The organism is Saccharospirillum sp. ABV4_185, from assembly GCF_056159245.1.
Window position 1 is genome coordinate 25,556 of the sequence record NZ_JBSWUW010000003.1, and the last position, 14,073, is coordinate 39,628.

Annotated in this window: 13 protein-coding genes and 3 tRNA genes; 11 read left to right on the forward strand and 5 right to left on the reverse strand. The window is 57.7% G+C overall.

Translation table 11 applies throughout. The features are described from left to right. The first annotated feature begins 115 nt into the window (after positions 1-115). From ACXAE6_RS18280 to ACXAE6_RS18310, 7 genes are all read left to right on the forward strand, one after another. On the forward strand, positions 116-1,039 hold the full coding sequence (locus tag ACXAE6_RS18280; protein WP_475152692.1) for a carbohydrate kinase family protein: 924 nt from the start codon (positions 116-118) through the stop codon (positions 1,037-1,039). Beyond that, complete coding sequence (locus ACXAE6_RS18285) at positions 1,039-1,887, forward strand: alpha/beta fold hydrolase (RefSeq protein ID WP_475152697.1); 849 nt, start codon at positions 1,039-1,041, stop codon at positions 1,885-1,887. The genes ACXAE6_RS18280 and ACXAE6_RS18285 overlap by 1 nt, the downstream gene beginning before the upstream one ends. A 141-nt stretch (positions 1,888-2,028) precedes the next feature. Further along, entirely contained in the window at positions 2,029-2,739 is a 711-nt protein-coding gene (locus ACXAE6_RS18290) for a DUF3581 domain-containing protein (protein WP_475152701.1), read from the forward strand. Positions 2,740-2,949: 210 nt separating this feature from the next. Then, complete coding sequence (locus tag ACXAE6_RS18295; protein WP_475152704.1) at positions 2,950-3,819, forward strand: hypothetical protein; 870 nt, start codon at positions 2,950-2,952, stop codon at positions 3,817-3,819. After that, positions 3,816-4,613 (forward strand): HAD-IIB family hydrolase, encoded by a 798-nt coding sequence (locus tag ACXAE6_RS18300; RefSeq protein ID WP_475152706.1) that lies wholly within the window; start codon positions 3,816-3,818, stop codon positions 4,611-4,613. Before ACXAE6_RS18295 ends, ACXAE6_RS18300 begins: the two co-directional genes overlap by 4 nt. Beyond that, positions 4,610-5,836 carry a glycosyltransferase family protein gene (locus ACXAE6_RS18305; protein ID WP_475152708.1) on the forward strand — a complete coding sequence of 409 codons (1,227 nt, stop codon included), beginning with the start codon at positions 4,610-4,612 and terminating at the stop codon, positions 5,834-5,836. Before ACXAE6_RS18300 ends, ACXAE6_RS18305 begins: the two co-directional genes overlap by 4 nt. 213 nt (positions 5,837-6,049) lie before the next feature. Further along, a complete protein-coding gene (locus ACXAE6_RS18310; protein WP_475152710.1) occupies positions 6,050-6,397 on the forward strand; it encodes a DUF2185 domain-containing protein in 348 nt (115 codons plus the stop codon). 115 nt (positions 6,398-6,512) lie between these two features. Here ACXAE6_RS18310 and ACXAE6_RS18315 read toward each other — a convergent pair whose 3' ends face one another. From ACXAE6_RS18315 to ACXAE6_RS18335, 5 genes are all read right to left on the reverse strand, one after another. After that, positions 6,513-7,538, reverse strand: coding sequence for a polysaccharide deacetylase family protein (locus ACXAE6_RS18315; RefSeq protein WP_475152714.1), 1,026 nt, complete (start codon positions 7,536-7,538; stop codon positions 6,513-6,515). A 2-nt stretch (positions 7,539-7,540) separates the two neighbouring features. Further along, positions 7,541-8,404: a sulfurtransferase gene (locus ACXAE6_RS18320; protein WP_475152717.1), complete on the reverse strand. Its 864-nt coding sequence runs from the start codon at positions 8,402-8,404 to the stop codon at positions 7,541-7,543. Positions 8,405-8,463: 59 nt separating this feature from the next. After that, positions 8,464-8,538, reverse strand: a tRNA-Gln gene (locus ACXAE6_RS18325). A 38-nt stretch (positions 8,539-8,576) separates the two neighbouring features. Then, positions 8,577-8,651: transfer RNA gene (locus ACXAE6_RS18330), tRNA-Gln, on the reverse strand. 9 nt (positions 8,652-8,660) lie between these two features. Then, positions 8,661-8,737 (reverse strand) — tRNA-Met (locus ACXAE6_RS18335). 334 nt (positions 8,738-9,071) lie between these two features. Here ACXAE6_RS18335 and ACXAE6_RS18340 point away from each other — a divergent pair. From ACXAE6_RS18340 to ACXAE6_RS18355, 4 genes are all read left to right on the forward strand, one after another. Beyond that, on the forward strand, positions 9,072-10,799 hold the full coding sequence (locus ACXAE6_RS18340) for an ABC-F family ATP-binding cassette domain-containing protein (protein ID WP_475152722.1): 1,728 nt from the start codon (positions 9,072-9,074) through the stop codon (positions 10,797-10,799). 133 nt (positions 10,800-10,932) lie between these two features. Beyond that, on the forward strand, positions 10,933-12,093 hold the full coding sequence (locus ACXAE6_RS18345; protein WP_475152725.1) for a sulfotransferase: 1,161 nt from the start codon (positions 10,933-10,935) through the stop codon (positions 12,091-12,093). After that, a complete protein-coding gene (locus ACXAE6_RS18350; RefSeq protein ID WP_475152728.1) occupies positions 12,093-13,223 on the forward strand; it encodes a glycosyltransferase in 1,131 nt (376 codons plus the stop codon). The genes ACXAE6_RS18345 and ACXAE6_RS18350 overlap by 1 nt, the downstream gene beginning before the upstream one ends. Then, positions 13,220-13,948, forward strand: coding sequence for a DUF2334 domain-containing protein (locus ACXAE6_RS18355; protein ID WP_475152731.1), 729 nt, complete (start codon positions 13,220-13,222; stop codon positions 13,946-13,948). The genes ACXAE6_RS18350 and ACXAE6_RS18355 overlap by 4 nt, the downstream gene beginning before the upstream one ends. The last annotated feature ends 125 nt before the right edge of the window (positions 13,949-14,073 follow it).

Here is a 14,073-nt window from a genome sequence, read left to right on the forward strand (position 1 = left end):
GCAATACGCCCAGATGCATCCTTTGGTCCCATATCGCCGAGCGCTGAGATCGACAGTTTCAGGGTGGAATGCGACAATTCTGCCCCTGCCGCCGGTCGTGAGTTAAGGAAATTGAATGAAGCCGTTATACGCCTTTGGTGAACTGCTCGTCGATGCGTTGCATCAGCAGGGTGTGGTTGAAGATGGTCTGGTTATTCCCGGGGCCTTGTTTTATCCCGGAGGCGCGCCGGCCAATGTGGCTGTAGCGGCTGCCCGCCTTGGGGTGAAAAGCCATTTTATCGGCCAGGTCGGGCGTGATCGGTTTGGTCCTTATCTGAAGCAGGCACTGGCCCACTATGGCGTCGACACCCGTTACCTGCGCTCCACCGATGCGCCAACGCCCCTGGCCCTGGTTTCCTTGAATGATCAGGGCCGGCCGGATTTTCGCTTTTATCGCAGCGGCAGTGCCGATCTGCTGTTGCCCGCTCACAAATTACCCAGCCCTGGTGAGTTTGAACCGGGGGTGGTGCATGTTGCTTCTAATACTCTGACCGAAGTTGATATTCGACGAGTCCATCTGGGGTTTGTCGACCGCTGTCTTGACGCCGGTAATTTGATCAGTTTCGACGTTAATCTGCGTCTGGGTTTGTGGCCGGGCGGGAACAACTACCGCGAACCGGTCAAGGCGATGCTGACTCGTGCCGATGTGATCAAGGTGAATCGCGAGGAGTTGGCGCTGCTGTGGGAAACTGACGCTGAACAGAAGTTTCTGGAGCTGGCGTTCCAGCATCGGGCTCAGGCGGTGTTTATTACCGATGGCGCTGACAGCGCCGAGGTCATCACTCGCCAGGGACGTCATTCGCAACAACCGCCAAAGGTTAAAGTGGTCGATGTCACAGCCGCCGGAGGCGCGTTCTGTGGCGCTGTCATAGCGGCCTTGTGTGAGCCGGCAGAGCCGGATTGGGCGGCGATTCTGGACCGAGCGGTACGCGCCGGCTCCTTCGCTGTTGCTAAGCGCGGTGCTTTTCCATCTTTGCCGACCTCTGCTGATCTGGCCTGATGGAAGCAGAACGACAGCCGATTCAGCTGGCTGGTGAACGCGCTTCTTATTGGCAGTTTGAGTCGAACCAACAGCTCCTTGCTCACTTTTATGCGGCCAACGGCTTTCCGGTTCCGGCTTATCGCCCTTTATTGGCGGCCTTGTCGTCGCATTATTCGCTGACCGCTTTGGATAATCGCGCACTCTGGCCAGACCAACCCCGCCAGCCGGCACGAAGGCTGCGTTGTAGCCAGTATGCTCGCGATCTGGTGCGTTTTCTGGATGCCACGGCACCGGGCCCTGTCGTTGGCATTGGCCATTCGATGGGAGCAACCACCACCGTGATGGCAGCAGCTGCACGTCCAGACCTGTTCCACAGCCTGGTGCTGATTGAGCCGGTGCTGCAAAGCGCCTGGGCGGCGACCCTGGCTCGTCAGTTGCCGAAGGCCGTGTTGGCTCGGACTCAACTGATTAAAACCACGCTGATGTCGCCCGGGTCTTGGCCTGATCGCGTAGCCGCCTGGCGTTTTTATCGCAGTCACCGCGCTTATCGTTATCTGTCGGATGAGCATCTGAACGTGCTCTTGGATGGTCTTCTAGAACCGACCACCGACGGTGTGCAACTGCAGTTCAGTCGTGAATGGGAAGTTGCCAACTATATGGGCATAGATGCGGTATGGCGTGAGTTGAAGCGGCTATCCATGCCAGTAAGGGTGATCCGCGCCAAGCCGTCGCTGTTCTTGCCTGAGGCGAGTTGGCAACGCTTACAGCGTCTGTTGCCTGAGGGAGAATTTATCGATATACCGCAGCAGAGACATTTGTTGCCGATGGAAAACCCAACTTTAACGGTTGAGTCTATTGTGTCCTAAAAGTCGCAGTAACCCGGTTTGTCAGAGCCTGGTAGTGATATTTGCTCACAAATCTTTTCCTGGCTAGATGCTTTATAGTGCAACGGCAGTCGTCACAATAGGCGAACATGCTCAAACTGTGTCATATAGGTAGCGATTTTCGTGTTTCTTGATCCTTTTCACCGCAAACAAGACGGTTATGTCCTGATCAGTGCCGAACAGGCCAGCAATTTTGCCAAGGATGTCGCCGGTGATTTCAATCCCATCCATAACCCGGATGCCAAACGCTTCTGTGTGCCCGGCGATTTATTGTTCGCCTTGGTGCTGGAGCGTTACGGTGTCAGTGAGCGCATGGCGGTGCGTTTTTCCGGCATGGTCGGCGATAACGTGCCCCTGGTCTTTCCGGAAGTGGACGAAGGCGTTATTGACGTTCAGGACACCGATGGCAAAGCCTATCTGCACTTGGAGCACGGCGGTCAGACCAGCCATGACTCTGCCCTGATTGAACAGCTAACACGCCGTTATGTGGCGTTCTCGGGCCATAACTTCCCCTTTATTATGGTGCCGTTGATGGAAAAGCACGGCGTTATGTTTAACCCCAAGCGTCCGCTGGTGATTTACGAAAGCATGGCGTTTGAATTGAACCATTTGGATATCCAGGACCCGGATCTGGAGCTGGCCAATACCAGTCTTGATGTGAATGGTAAGCGCGCTGATGTGCATTTCGAGTTCAATATCACCGCTGCTGGCAAAGTCGTCGGAACGGGTTCCAAAAAGCTGATCGTCAGTGGTTTGATGCCCTACGATTCTGCTGCCATGGACGACATGGTCGAGCAGTTTGAGGCGCTGAAACGCCAACGTAACAACCGTTAAGTCTTCCGCGCACTAAAACGAGGCCTGCATAGGCTCGTCTCGGTGCGCTCCTTTCTTTTTGCACTTCTTTGGTGCGTCGAGAGGCCTCTCCAAGGCCTGTCCGCTTGGCCGATATTTTGCTCTACCCTGAATAGAGGTTGTGGTTTGGTTGATGACAAAGGTTGTCAATTCGAGCTGTCGACATGAACTGAATTCAGGGGAGGTATGGGGTTGGCTACTACTGATGCGTTCAGCGCTTTTCTGGCCCGGTCGTCCTTACCTGCTGAACTGAGCGATTATCACGATCGTCTTTATCAGCCGCTGGCCGATTGGCTGTTGCAGCGTCGGCCGACCATTCTGGGTATTCAGGGCACTCAGGGCTCGGGTAAATCGACCTTGGCCGAGGTGTTGAAGTGGCAGCTTGAACAGCAGGGGCTGACGGTCGCCATCCTCTCCATTGATGATCTGTATTTGCCGCAGGCTGGGCGACAGCGCCTGGCGGCCCAGCGACACCCTTTGTTGGCAACCCGGGGCGTCCCGGGAACTCATGATCTCGCCTTGGGCGAAACCATCCTGCATTGGGTGCGTCACGGCGTTGGCGCCAAAGCCTTACCCCGTTTCGATAAGTCCCATGATGACCGCCATCCGCAGGCCGATTGGCCGGTGCTGGCCGAGCCACCCGATATGCTGATTTTTGAAGGCTGGTGCGTGGCGATGACGGCCCAGCCAGAAGCGGCGCTCGAAGCGCCGATCAACAGGCTGGAGCGTGAAGAAGACCCCAAGGGTGACTGGCGGCGTTATGTCAACGATCAGTTGGCCGGACCCTATCAACATCTGTTTGCATCACTCGACGCGCTGATCGTGCTCAAAGCGCCGGGTTTTGAGCAGGTCTTCGACTGGCGTCGGCGTCAGGAAGAGGCCTTGCGCGGCCGGGGTGGCAGCGGCGTGATGAACGACGATCAGCTGCGCCGCTTTATTCAGCACTATGAGCGCTTGACCCGGCACGGTCTGGCTACTCTGGGCGAGCAGGCCGATGTGGTAGTGCCCCTCGATGATCGGCAACGCCCCGGCTTACCACTTTGGCGGGAGACTGAATCATGAGCGACACCTGGGCTTGTTTTACCGACCTAGATGGCACCTTGCTCGACCACGACAGCTACGACTGGCGCGCGGCTGAACCAGCTTTACGTGCGCTGGCCGAACGCTCGATACCGGTGATTGCCATGACCAGCAAAACACGGCTGGAATGGCAGGCGCTGCGCGAGGAAATTCCTTATCTGGCACCGCTGGCTGGCTGTGAAAACGGCGCTGTCATTGTCGATGACCGTCAGTCACCGACGCAGTGGCAGTCACTTGGCCGTCCCTTTGCAGAATTGATCAGCGTCTTTGAACGCGTACGCGGTGAACTGGGCGCACCGGCGATTGGCTTTCACGAAGCCAGCGACCAGGACGTATCCAACTGGACCGGCCTGTCTCTCGAACAGTCTCGCCTGGCGCGCCAGCGCGAAGGTGCGCTGCCGGTGTTCTGGCCCGAACACTTCCCCGGACGCGATGCCTTTAAAGAGGCCGTGGCGGCGCAGGGAGTGCAGTTACTCGAAGGCGGACGATTTCTGCATCTGGCTAATGGCGCGGACAAAGGCACTGCGTTACAGCATTTATTGAGTCAGTTGGGTGATGCCAGGACGGTGCGTAGTGTGGCTCTGGGGGATGGCGGTAACGATGACGCCATGCTCGCCGCCGCCGACCTGGCTGTGCGTATTCCACCGGCGCATGGCGAACCCCGACCGGAAACCGTTGTTGATGTCATCCAGGCGCCCGAGCCCGGCCCAGCTGGCTGGAATCGAGCGATGCTGGACCTGCTTGAGCGTTTTATCCCCAAGGAGCCCCTGTTATGAGCGATTTTTTTCAAAATGGCCTGATTGCCAATCTGCATAACCTGATCGACCGTCCGGTCGAATCCATGGAAAAGGAGTTAACCGGTTTCTCTCACCAGAATCCTATGGCCCTGGTGCTGCCCTCCCTCTATTCGGAGTTAGAGCAGCCGGCACTGGAAAATATCGTCCAGGAATTGAAGCAGGTGCCTTATCTGAATGAGGTGGTGGTCGGTCTGGACCGGGCTGACCGGGATCAGTTTCGCCACGCTCAGGAGTATTTTGGTCGCCTGCCGCAACCGGTGCGCATTCTGTGGAACGATGGTCCTCGTTTGCAGGCGGTGGATCGCTTGCTGGCCAGCAAGGGCCTGGCGCCAACTGAGTTAGGCAAGGGCCGTAACGTCTGGTACTGCTACGGTTATATCCTGGCGGCCAACCGCGCCAAGGCGGTGGCCATGCACGACTGTGATATCAAAACCTACGATCGCGGCATGCTGGCGCGGTTGATTTATCCGGTCGCCAATCCGGCTTATCGCTATCAGTTCTGTAAAGGTTATTACTCGCGCATTGCCGACAACAAGATGAACGGCCGTGTCTGCCGTTTGCTGGTGTCGCCCTTGTTGCGCGCGCTGAAGATGGTTAAGGGCGAAAACGAATTCCTCGAATATATGAATTCCTTCCGCTATGCGCTGTCGGGAGAATTCAGCCTGCGTACTGATGTGCTGCGTAACCTGCGCATTCCCAGCGACTGGGGCCTGGAAGTGGGCGTCCTGGCGGAGCTGCATCGCAATTACAGTCCGCGCAGTATCTGTCAGGTCAACGTAGCCTCGGTTTACGACCACAAGCACCAGCCGCTGAGCCCGGAAGATGCCCGCAAAGGCTTGTCGAAGATGTCGCGCGACATTGCCAAGGCGATCTTCCGCAAACTGGCGACCCAGGGCCTGGTATTTACCGAAGAGCATTTCCGCACCATCAAAGCCACTTACTTCCGGGTGGCGTTGGATTACATCGAAACCTACTACAACGACGCTATTTTCAACGGCCTGACGCTGGACCGCCACGCCGAAGAGGAAGCCGTCGAACTGTTTGCCCGCAATGTGATGAGCGCCGGCCAGGAGTTTCTGGAAAACCCCATGGCGACGCCCTTTATGCCGAGCTGGAGCCGTGTTCAGTCGGCCATCCCGGACATCCTTGAGCAGATTTTCGATGCGGTGGAACTCGATAACCAGGAAACCCAGTTGGCCTGATCCATTGGTTACCCCAGTGGCAGTGGCTTTGCTGTCCTGGGGTTTTTGGTAATGTTACAAAAAATTACATTTATAACTGCTTGATTCTAAACGCGCCGTTATTTTCTGACCGCTCGGTCGGCCCAAACGGGATGCATTTTGGTTTGGCTTGCTTATAATCCGCCGCCCTTTGGATCTACCGATACACGCCGCGTTTACGAGGTTGTTTGTTATATGCAAGCTCAGGTCAGCACCATCCAGCAGAGCCCCAGCCAACACAGTGGTTATCTCTGCCTGGCATCCAGTTTGATTCTGAACGAACGTCCGTTGCCCATCCGCTTCTTTTATAAAGAAGAAGCGCAGCATGCTAACGATACGGGATTTCGTTTTTACAGTGGTTTTGAAACCGACGATTTTTTGATGGAAGAAGACGCTGCCTGTGTCGCACCGCTCGATTGTATGGAGCGATTGGACCCGAGCATTATCGAGCTGTTGGAAATCTCTGAAGTGGGTACCGTTTGGGAGCGTCTGCCCGACAGCAATGATTGGGTTGAGGTGCTGGACTACGAAATTCCCGATTGATCGGTTGGTTTCGGGTTATAAAAAACCGGCTTTTGGGCCGGTTTTTTTTATGTCTGCTGATTCGCAGTCGGGGCTGGTTTTCAGCGCTCAATCTTCAGCTCTTACTCTTCAGCTCTTATTCTTCAACAACGAGCCAAGGCTGCGAGTACCAATAGAAGAAATCGCCGCTGCGCGCCTGGGCGGTACAGTTGAAGCGGTGGCGGCCGCTGCCGAGTGGTTGTGGTGCGCTCAAGCTGAATTGCTGGTCGTCGATCCATTGCGCATCTTGCCAGCTGCTGTCGACAAAGCAGTTCAGGGCGCGGCTCATATCGGAGGTGTCGTCGACGCGGACGGTCATGCTGGGTTGGGCTTCAGTGGTTGGCATGTCCGGTATGGACGCCAGGTCGATCGGCATCGGATGACTGTTCAGTTTGGTGCTCAGTGTTTCCAGGCGGGCATAGTTGCCGGCGGCGGCAAAGCGGGGCAGGGCGAGGAAGTCGCTGCCGCTGTAAACACCGCCGGAATGTTGGGCAAAACCGACGAAGTTTTCGTTCTGCAAAATCGACTTCAACCCTTCGCTGTATTCGCCGTAGGGGTAGGCAAACCAGCGTGGAATATCATCACCGAGCTCGGCTTCCAGACGCTGCTGAGCGTGGCGGATGTTCTTCGCCATGGTTTCGCGCCAGGCGTTGTCGCGCGGGCTGTGACGCACCATGTAGTCATGATCGCGGCTGTGGTTGGCGATGGTCGCACCCCAGTCCTGCATGTCGCGCAGCTGGTCCCAACTGAGCATGTCGTTGAAACCCTGATCAATTGGATCGGTGGCCGCAAAAATGGTGAAGGGAGCGTCGAATTCCTGCAGCAAAGGAAAGGCGTTGGTGTAGATGTTTTTGAAGGCGTCATCGAAGGTAATGACCACGGCGCCATCGGGCAACTCTTCATTATTACGCACGGCATCGAGCGCGGTTTGCATGGCGATCACCGGGTGGTTGTTGTCACGCAGGTATTGCAGGTGCTCGCGAAAGGTGGCCGGGCTCACGGTAGTGCTGGCCGGGGTGTCTTCAGCGACGTGGTGATAGACCAGAATATTGAAATGCGATTGGGCCAGGGCAGGTCCGGCAAAGAGTGTCAGCAGGCAAAGTAGCAGTAGACGGGCGGGCATGATTAGAGCGGTTCCTTAGTCAGTCCGGTTTCAATAGGGCGGTGGCTGTCGGTTATCCAGTGGCTCCAGGAGCCGGAGTAGAGTTTTGGTTGCGGTACGCCGGCGATCGCCATCGCCAGGATGTTGTGGCAGGCCGACACGCCAGAGCCACAGTAGCAGACCCAGGGGTTGGAATCCGGTAGTGGTTCAAAACGCTGCTTTAAGGTGGTGGCATCGAGAAAACGACCGTCAGCATCCAGGTTGGCGGTGAAGTCGACGCAATAGGCGCCAGGAATGTGACCGGCGATGGGGTCCAGGGGTTCGGTGTCGCCGCTGTAACGGGCGGCGGCACGAGCGTCGATCAGAGTCAGTTCGGCCAGTTGCTGTTGCAGGGTATCGACATCGATTACCCAGTCGGACGGGCATTGCACGCTGAGCTCGCTACTGACCGGTGGTGACGGCAGGTTGCTGTCGATGTCGCCGTCTATATCGAGCCAGGCTTTCATGCCGCCGTCCAATACGCGCACATCGGTTAACCCAGCCCAACGCGCCAGCCACCAGGCGCGGGCGCAATAGGGCCCGTTATTGGCGTCGTAGACTACCAGGGTGGAATCGGCCGATAGGCCCCAGGCACGCAAACGCGCTTGCAGACTGGCTGGGTCGGGCAGGGTATGACGACCGGTGACGCCGGCTTCAATTGGCCCTGACAGGTCGCGATCCAGATGGGCATAAAAAGCACCAGGCAGATGGCCCTGGCGGTATGCCTGTTCACCGGCTTCGGGAGCACTTAAGTCAAAACGGCAATCGAGTAAAACCAACGGCTGGTCATTGTCGAGCTGAGCTTTTAGCTCACTGGCGCTGATCAGATGGGGGGACTGAGGATTCATGACTGTTCTCCGACATCAAGCTGAACCGACAATAACGGTCTGTTGAGTGAAAGAGAAGGTGGCTGGGCCGGCAGGATTCGAACCTGCGCATGACGGGATCAAAACCCGTTGCCTTACCGCTTGGCGACGGCCCAATAATCAGGCGTAACAGAGGAGATGCGGGGAATGAAAATGGCTGGGCCGGCAGGATTCGAACCTGCGCATGACGGGATCAAAACCCGTTGCCTTACCGCTTGGCGACGGCCCACCAGGAGGATGGTGGCTATGGCTGGACTTGAACCAGCGACTCCAGCATTATGAATGCTGTGCTCTAACCAACTGAGCTACATAGCCTCCGTAACGGCCGCGTATTATCCGTAAAATTGCGGGGGTGTCAACAATAGCCACCTTTCTTTTTTCCAAAAAATTCAAGGGTTTAGCGAATTGCCCGTGCCGCTGGCCGAGGCCAGCTTTGCCGGTTTGTATTTGTTGACTAGACTGACCGCCCCTTTTTCCATTCACCGCCAACAGAGGAGCCCCCAGATGATTGTGAGTCTGTGCCGTTTCGGCCGCCCACATTGCCTCTCAGACGCGGCTGCGACGTCCTTTCCGAACTAAACGGACGTCGAACGGCTAATTATTCCCGCCTACTTCGGCGTCCTCGATGAATTTTTCATAGGACGTTGATATGAGTGCTTTGTTATCGCTTTCCGAGGTATCCCTGAGTCTGGATGCCAAGCCCCTCTTTGCCGATTTATCCCTGGTTGTGAACAGTGGCGACCGTATTGGTTTGGTGGGCCACAACGGCTCGGGTAAGTCGAGTCTGCTGGCTTTGATGGCCGGTGTTTTTGAGCCCGATGCGGGTCGCCGCCAGGTGCGGCGTAATTTGGTGATTGGCCGGGTTGAGCAGTTTGTGCCCGTTGAGTTGCGGGCGGTGTCGTTGCGTGCGGCCGCTGCAGCGGCGATTCCGGCAGCCCGTCGGCTGGAAGAAGCCTTCCGCGCTGAAGCCGAACTGCACAAGCTGGGTTTCAGCCTTGAACAGATGGAACAATCGGTCGAGTCGCTCAGTGGCGGCCAGCAGAACCTGCTGTTGCTGGCGCGCGCTATGTTGATTGAACCGGATGTGTTGCTGCTCGACGAGCCGGGCAACCATCTGGACATTCTCAGCCTGACACTGCTGCGCCAGTGGCTGCAATCGCAAACCCTGCCCTGGGTGATGGTGTCGCACGATCGTTACCTGCTCAACAGCCTCTGTACTCAGACCTGGTTTCTACGCGATCAGCGCCTCTATTGCTTCGATCTGCCCTTTGACCCCGCACGCCAGGCGTTGGATGACGCTGATGAACAAGCGCGAGTGCGGCGGGCGCAGGAAGAAAAAGAAGTGGCGCGTCTGCAGGCATCGGCCAAGCGGCTGGCGCACTGGGGACACACTTACGACAACGAAGATCTGTCGCGCAAAGCCAAGTCGATGGAAAAACGCGTTGAGCGGCTTAAGTCGGACCTGACTTTTGTCAGCCAAGGTACGGGGCTGGCGCTGGCGCTGCCCGAAGAAGGCTTGTCGGCACGCCAGGTGGTGGTGCTCGAGGAGGCGCAGATTGCGTTGCCGGGAGACGGATCACGCTCGATCTATAGTGAGTTTCTCAATGCACGTCCTGGTGATCGGATTGCTTTACTTGGCGTCAATGGCGTCGGTAAGTCGACCACCCTGAAACGCATGATAGCGGCGCTGGAGACGGACATCGGCGATATCCGCTGGAACCCGCGCGTGCAGCTGGGGTATTACGATCAGTTGCTGTTGAGCATGGACATTAAACAAGGCCGCTTCGATTGGCTGCGTGAACGCCTGGAGGGACCGGACGAGACGATTCGTCAAACCCTGCTCAATGCCGGCGTGCCTTACGATCGCTTCGATCAGCCTGTAGAGACGCTCAGCGGTGGCGAAAAAGCACGGCTGATGTTCGCTTATTTCCGTTTGCAGCGCCCCAACGTGTTGATGCTCGATGAGCCGACCAACCACCTGGATCTGGATGGTCGTGACGAACTGATCGAGTCGCTCTGCGGCAGCGAGCTGACGGTGTTCATGACCAGCCACGACCGCGCCTTTTTGGATGCCGTGGCGACCCGCTGGTGGTGGATTCATGACGGTCAACTGAGCGAGGTGGATGGTCCCGAGCCTTTCTATCGGTTATTGGAAGCAGGATCGTCAACAGAGCCGGTGGCTGAGTCGTCATCTGCTGGGTCGTCCCAGCCAGTGTCGATTGACGAGGTTGATGACGACGCCTTATTGGCCCGTCTGGCCTGGCTGGAGCAGCAACTGCATGACGATCAGGCGCGCAAGCCCAAGCACCAGAAGCCAGAGAAGCAGGCGCAGTGGCAGGCGGAAATTGAAGCGCTGACGGGCAAGCTGGGGTTATGAGTGCGAACGTCGTGAGTTAGCCGAAGCGGCGGTCAGTGTGCCACCATGACCGCCGCGTGACGGCATTGTCATGGAAATGACATGGAGCGCCGCTACCGTTCCGAGCAATCCACCGGTAAAGAAGGGGAGCGCTATGGGTCACGGCTTTAAGTTGGCCTTGGGACAATGGCTGTTGATTTGCCTCTGGACGCTGAAATACCTGCCGTATGGCGGCTGGCGTCGGCTGCCCAAGCGGGCATTGATGTACCTGCTGGCGGTGCCTGCTTTGACCTTGTTGCAGGTGGTGCACTGGTTCGGCTTTCTTTGTGACGAGATCTTTTTTCGCCGTTACCGTCAGGTTGCCGTGCGTCGTCCGGTCTTTATCTCCGGCGTGCCGCGTTCCGGCACGACCCATCTGCATCGGGTGTTATCGCATCATGAAGAGCTGACTTCGATGCGCACCTGGGAGTGCATCTTTGCGCCCAGCATTACCGAGCGTTATCTGATGCGTGCGTTGGGTTGGGTGTTGAGCCCAGTGGCGCGCCTCTTTGGCAAGGTTCGTTTACCCTTCCTTAAGCAGATGGATGCCATCCACCAGTTGGGCCTGAACGAGCCGGAAGAAGATTTTCTGTCGCTGCTGCCGGTCAATGGCTGTTTTCTGGTGGTGGTGCTCTTTCCTGAAGAAGCGTCTTTATGGCGGCTGGTGCGTTTCGATTCCGCCATGCCGACCCGGCGCAAACAGACGCTGATGCGCTTTTACCGACGCATGATCCAGAAGCATCTGTACTTTCATGGCGTGCGGCATGGCGCTGAGCGTCGTTATCTGTGCAAGAACCCATCTTTTGCCTCCTGGCTGACCAGCTTGCGTCAGCAGTTCCCCGATGCCGATTTCGCGCTGTGCATCCGCCCGGCGCAAAAGACGCTGCCGTCTCAGCTCAGCTCGCTGTTGCCGGGCTGGCAACTGTTTCACGGGCCGCGGTTTACCCCGGCTTTTGAGCAGCGCATCGTCGGTATGCTGGCGGGTTATTACCGCGATATCGATTTGTTCTGCAGCGAGAATCCGAATGCCCGTCTGGTGCCGATGCAACAGTTGACCGCGGACCTCGATGGCACCGTCAGTCAGTTGCTGGTCGCTCTGGGCTTGTCCATGACGCCGGCCTATCGCGCGGCGCTGGACGCTGAAGTCGAGCAGGCGCAGCAATACCGCAGCGGCCATCAGTATCAGCAGCAGGCGTTTAATGTGCGCTGGGATGAAGTCGCGCATCGTTTTGATGCCCACTGTGCTCAGGCTGGTGTTATCCAGGAGGTGGCCTGATGCGTGAACAGTCTTCCCTGGCGTTGCAGCCACACCGTTCATCCGAGAGTGCACCGCGCCGGGTGTTGATCGTTTCCGATGCTGCGCCGCACCGCAATGGCGTGGGTGCTTACTATCAGGATCTGATGCATCACCTCGGTCCCTGGGTCGAGCAGATCGACATCATTTCGCCAGCCATTGTCGATGGTCAGTGGCAGGGCGGTTGGATGCTGCCCTTGCCCGGTGATGCCACTCAGAAGTTCTGTATTCCCAATCTGTTGCAATTGCGCCAGCAGATGGAAGCCTTTGCGCCGGACGTGGTGGTGATCCCGACGCCGGGTCTGTTTGGCATGTTTGGCGCCCGCTATGCCCGACAGTTGAACGCGCGCGTCGTGGTCGGCTTTCATACCTGGTATGAAAAACTGACCGAGCTTTATTGGAATAAGGTTCAGGGCTCTTTGACGCGCGGTTATTTCGAAGTCAGCAACCGGCTGATTTTCCGCAACGCCGATGTGGTCCTGGCGAACTCCGAGGAAATGGTCGGCATTGCCGAGCGCATTGGTGCTGCTCAGGCGGCCTTGATGGGTACGCCGGTCAGTCCGTTGTTTTTGCAGCGTGAGCCACCGCGCGCGCCCAGTGGCGTGCGTTCGGTGTTGTTCGCCGGTCGCTTGGCGGCGGAGAAAAATCTCGAAGGCTTACTGGAGGCTGCCCGGGCGTTGCCGCAGCTGCGTTTCGCCATTGCCGGGGACGGTCCGCAGCGCGCCTTGGTAGAAGCCGCTGCCGCCGAGTTGCCCAATGTCGACTATATTGGTTGGCTGGATCGTGAGGGGCTGCTCGCGGCCATGGACGCCCACGATGCTTTGATTCTGCCCAGCCACGTGGAGAGTTTTGGCACCATCGCACTGGAAGCGATGGCGCGTCAGCGTTTAGTTGTGGTCAGCGATGCCTGTGGTATCGCCGACTGGCAGGAACTGGCCCAGACACTGGTGGTCAAGGACGGCACAGAAGACGTTACCGCCGTGCTCAAGCGCGCCATGGCGTTGAGTGAATTTGAAGTGGCCTCCAGAGCGCGCCTGGCGCGTCAGGCGGTCGTCCAGCATAACCAGGCCAACCTCGATCTGTGGTTGGACGTTATTACCGAGCATCTATGAAAACCCGGCCCGCCATTGTCAGCCTGCACGACGTTATGCCCGACACCCTGGATGAGGTGGCCTGGTGGCTGAACAACTGGCTGGCCGATATAGAACCGGCCAATTTAACGCTGCTGGTGGTGCCGGGTCTGGACTGGCAGCCGCAGCAACTGGCGCAACTGCGTCGCTGGCAACAGCAAGGTTACGAGCTGGCCGGCCACGGCTGGCGGCACCGAGTGCGTCGCATCTCGACGCTTTATCATCGTCTGCACTCGACTTTGGTGTCGCGGCAGGCGGCCGAACATCTGTCGCTGAGCGAAGCTGAATTGATTGAGCTGGTGCAGCGCAACTACCAATGGTTTACCGACAATGATTTCCAATCGCCTGAACTCTACGTCCCGCCTGCCTGGGCTTTGGGGAAACTCCCCGCAGCGGCGCGGCGACATCTTCCATTTCATTACCTGGAGAGCACCGCCGGTTTTCATGATCTCCACGCCGGCCGTTTTCACGCCTTGCCCCTGGCGGGATTCGAAGCAGACGCTCGCTGGCGAGTACCCAGCTTACGACTCTGGAACGGACTCAATCGCCGTCTCGCTACGTCACAGCGAGCGCTGAGGCTGTCGATTCATCCGCACGATCACCGCTATTATCTGGCGTCGTCACTGCGGCGTTGGTTAAGTGATGGCATCGAGGCGGTCAACTATCGTCAGGTGCTCCCTGCGGGCAACACCTCCCAGGCCGCCTGACCAGAAGCCTGCTGAATAGCGCCCGAACCGGCGCCAGCCGGCCTTTAGCGCTTGATTATCCGTGTTGCTTTCTATACTATCCGCGCCCTCCCGGCTGTCTGGCCGGGGGTAGTTGTGCCTTCGCC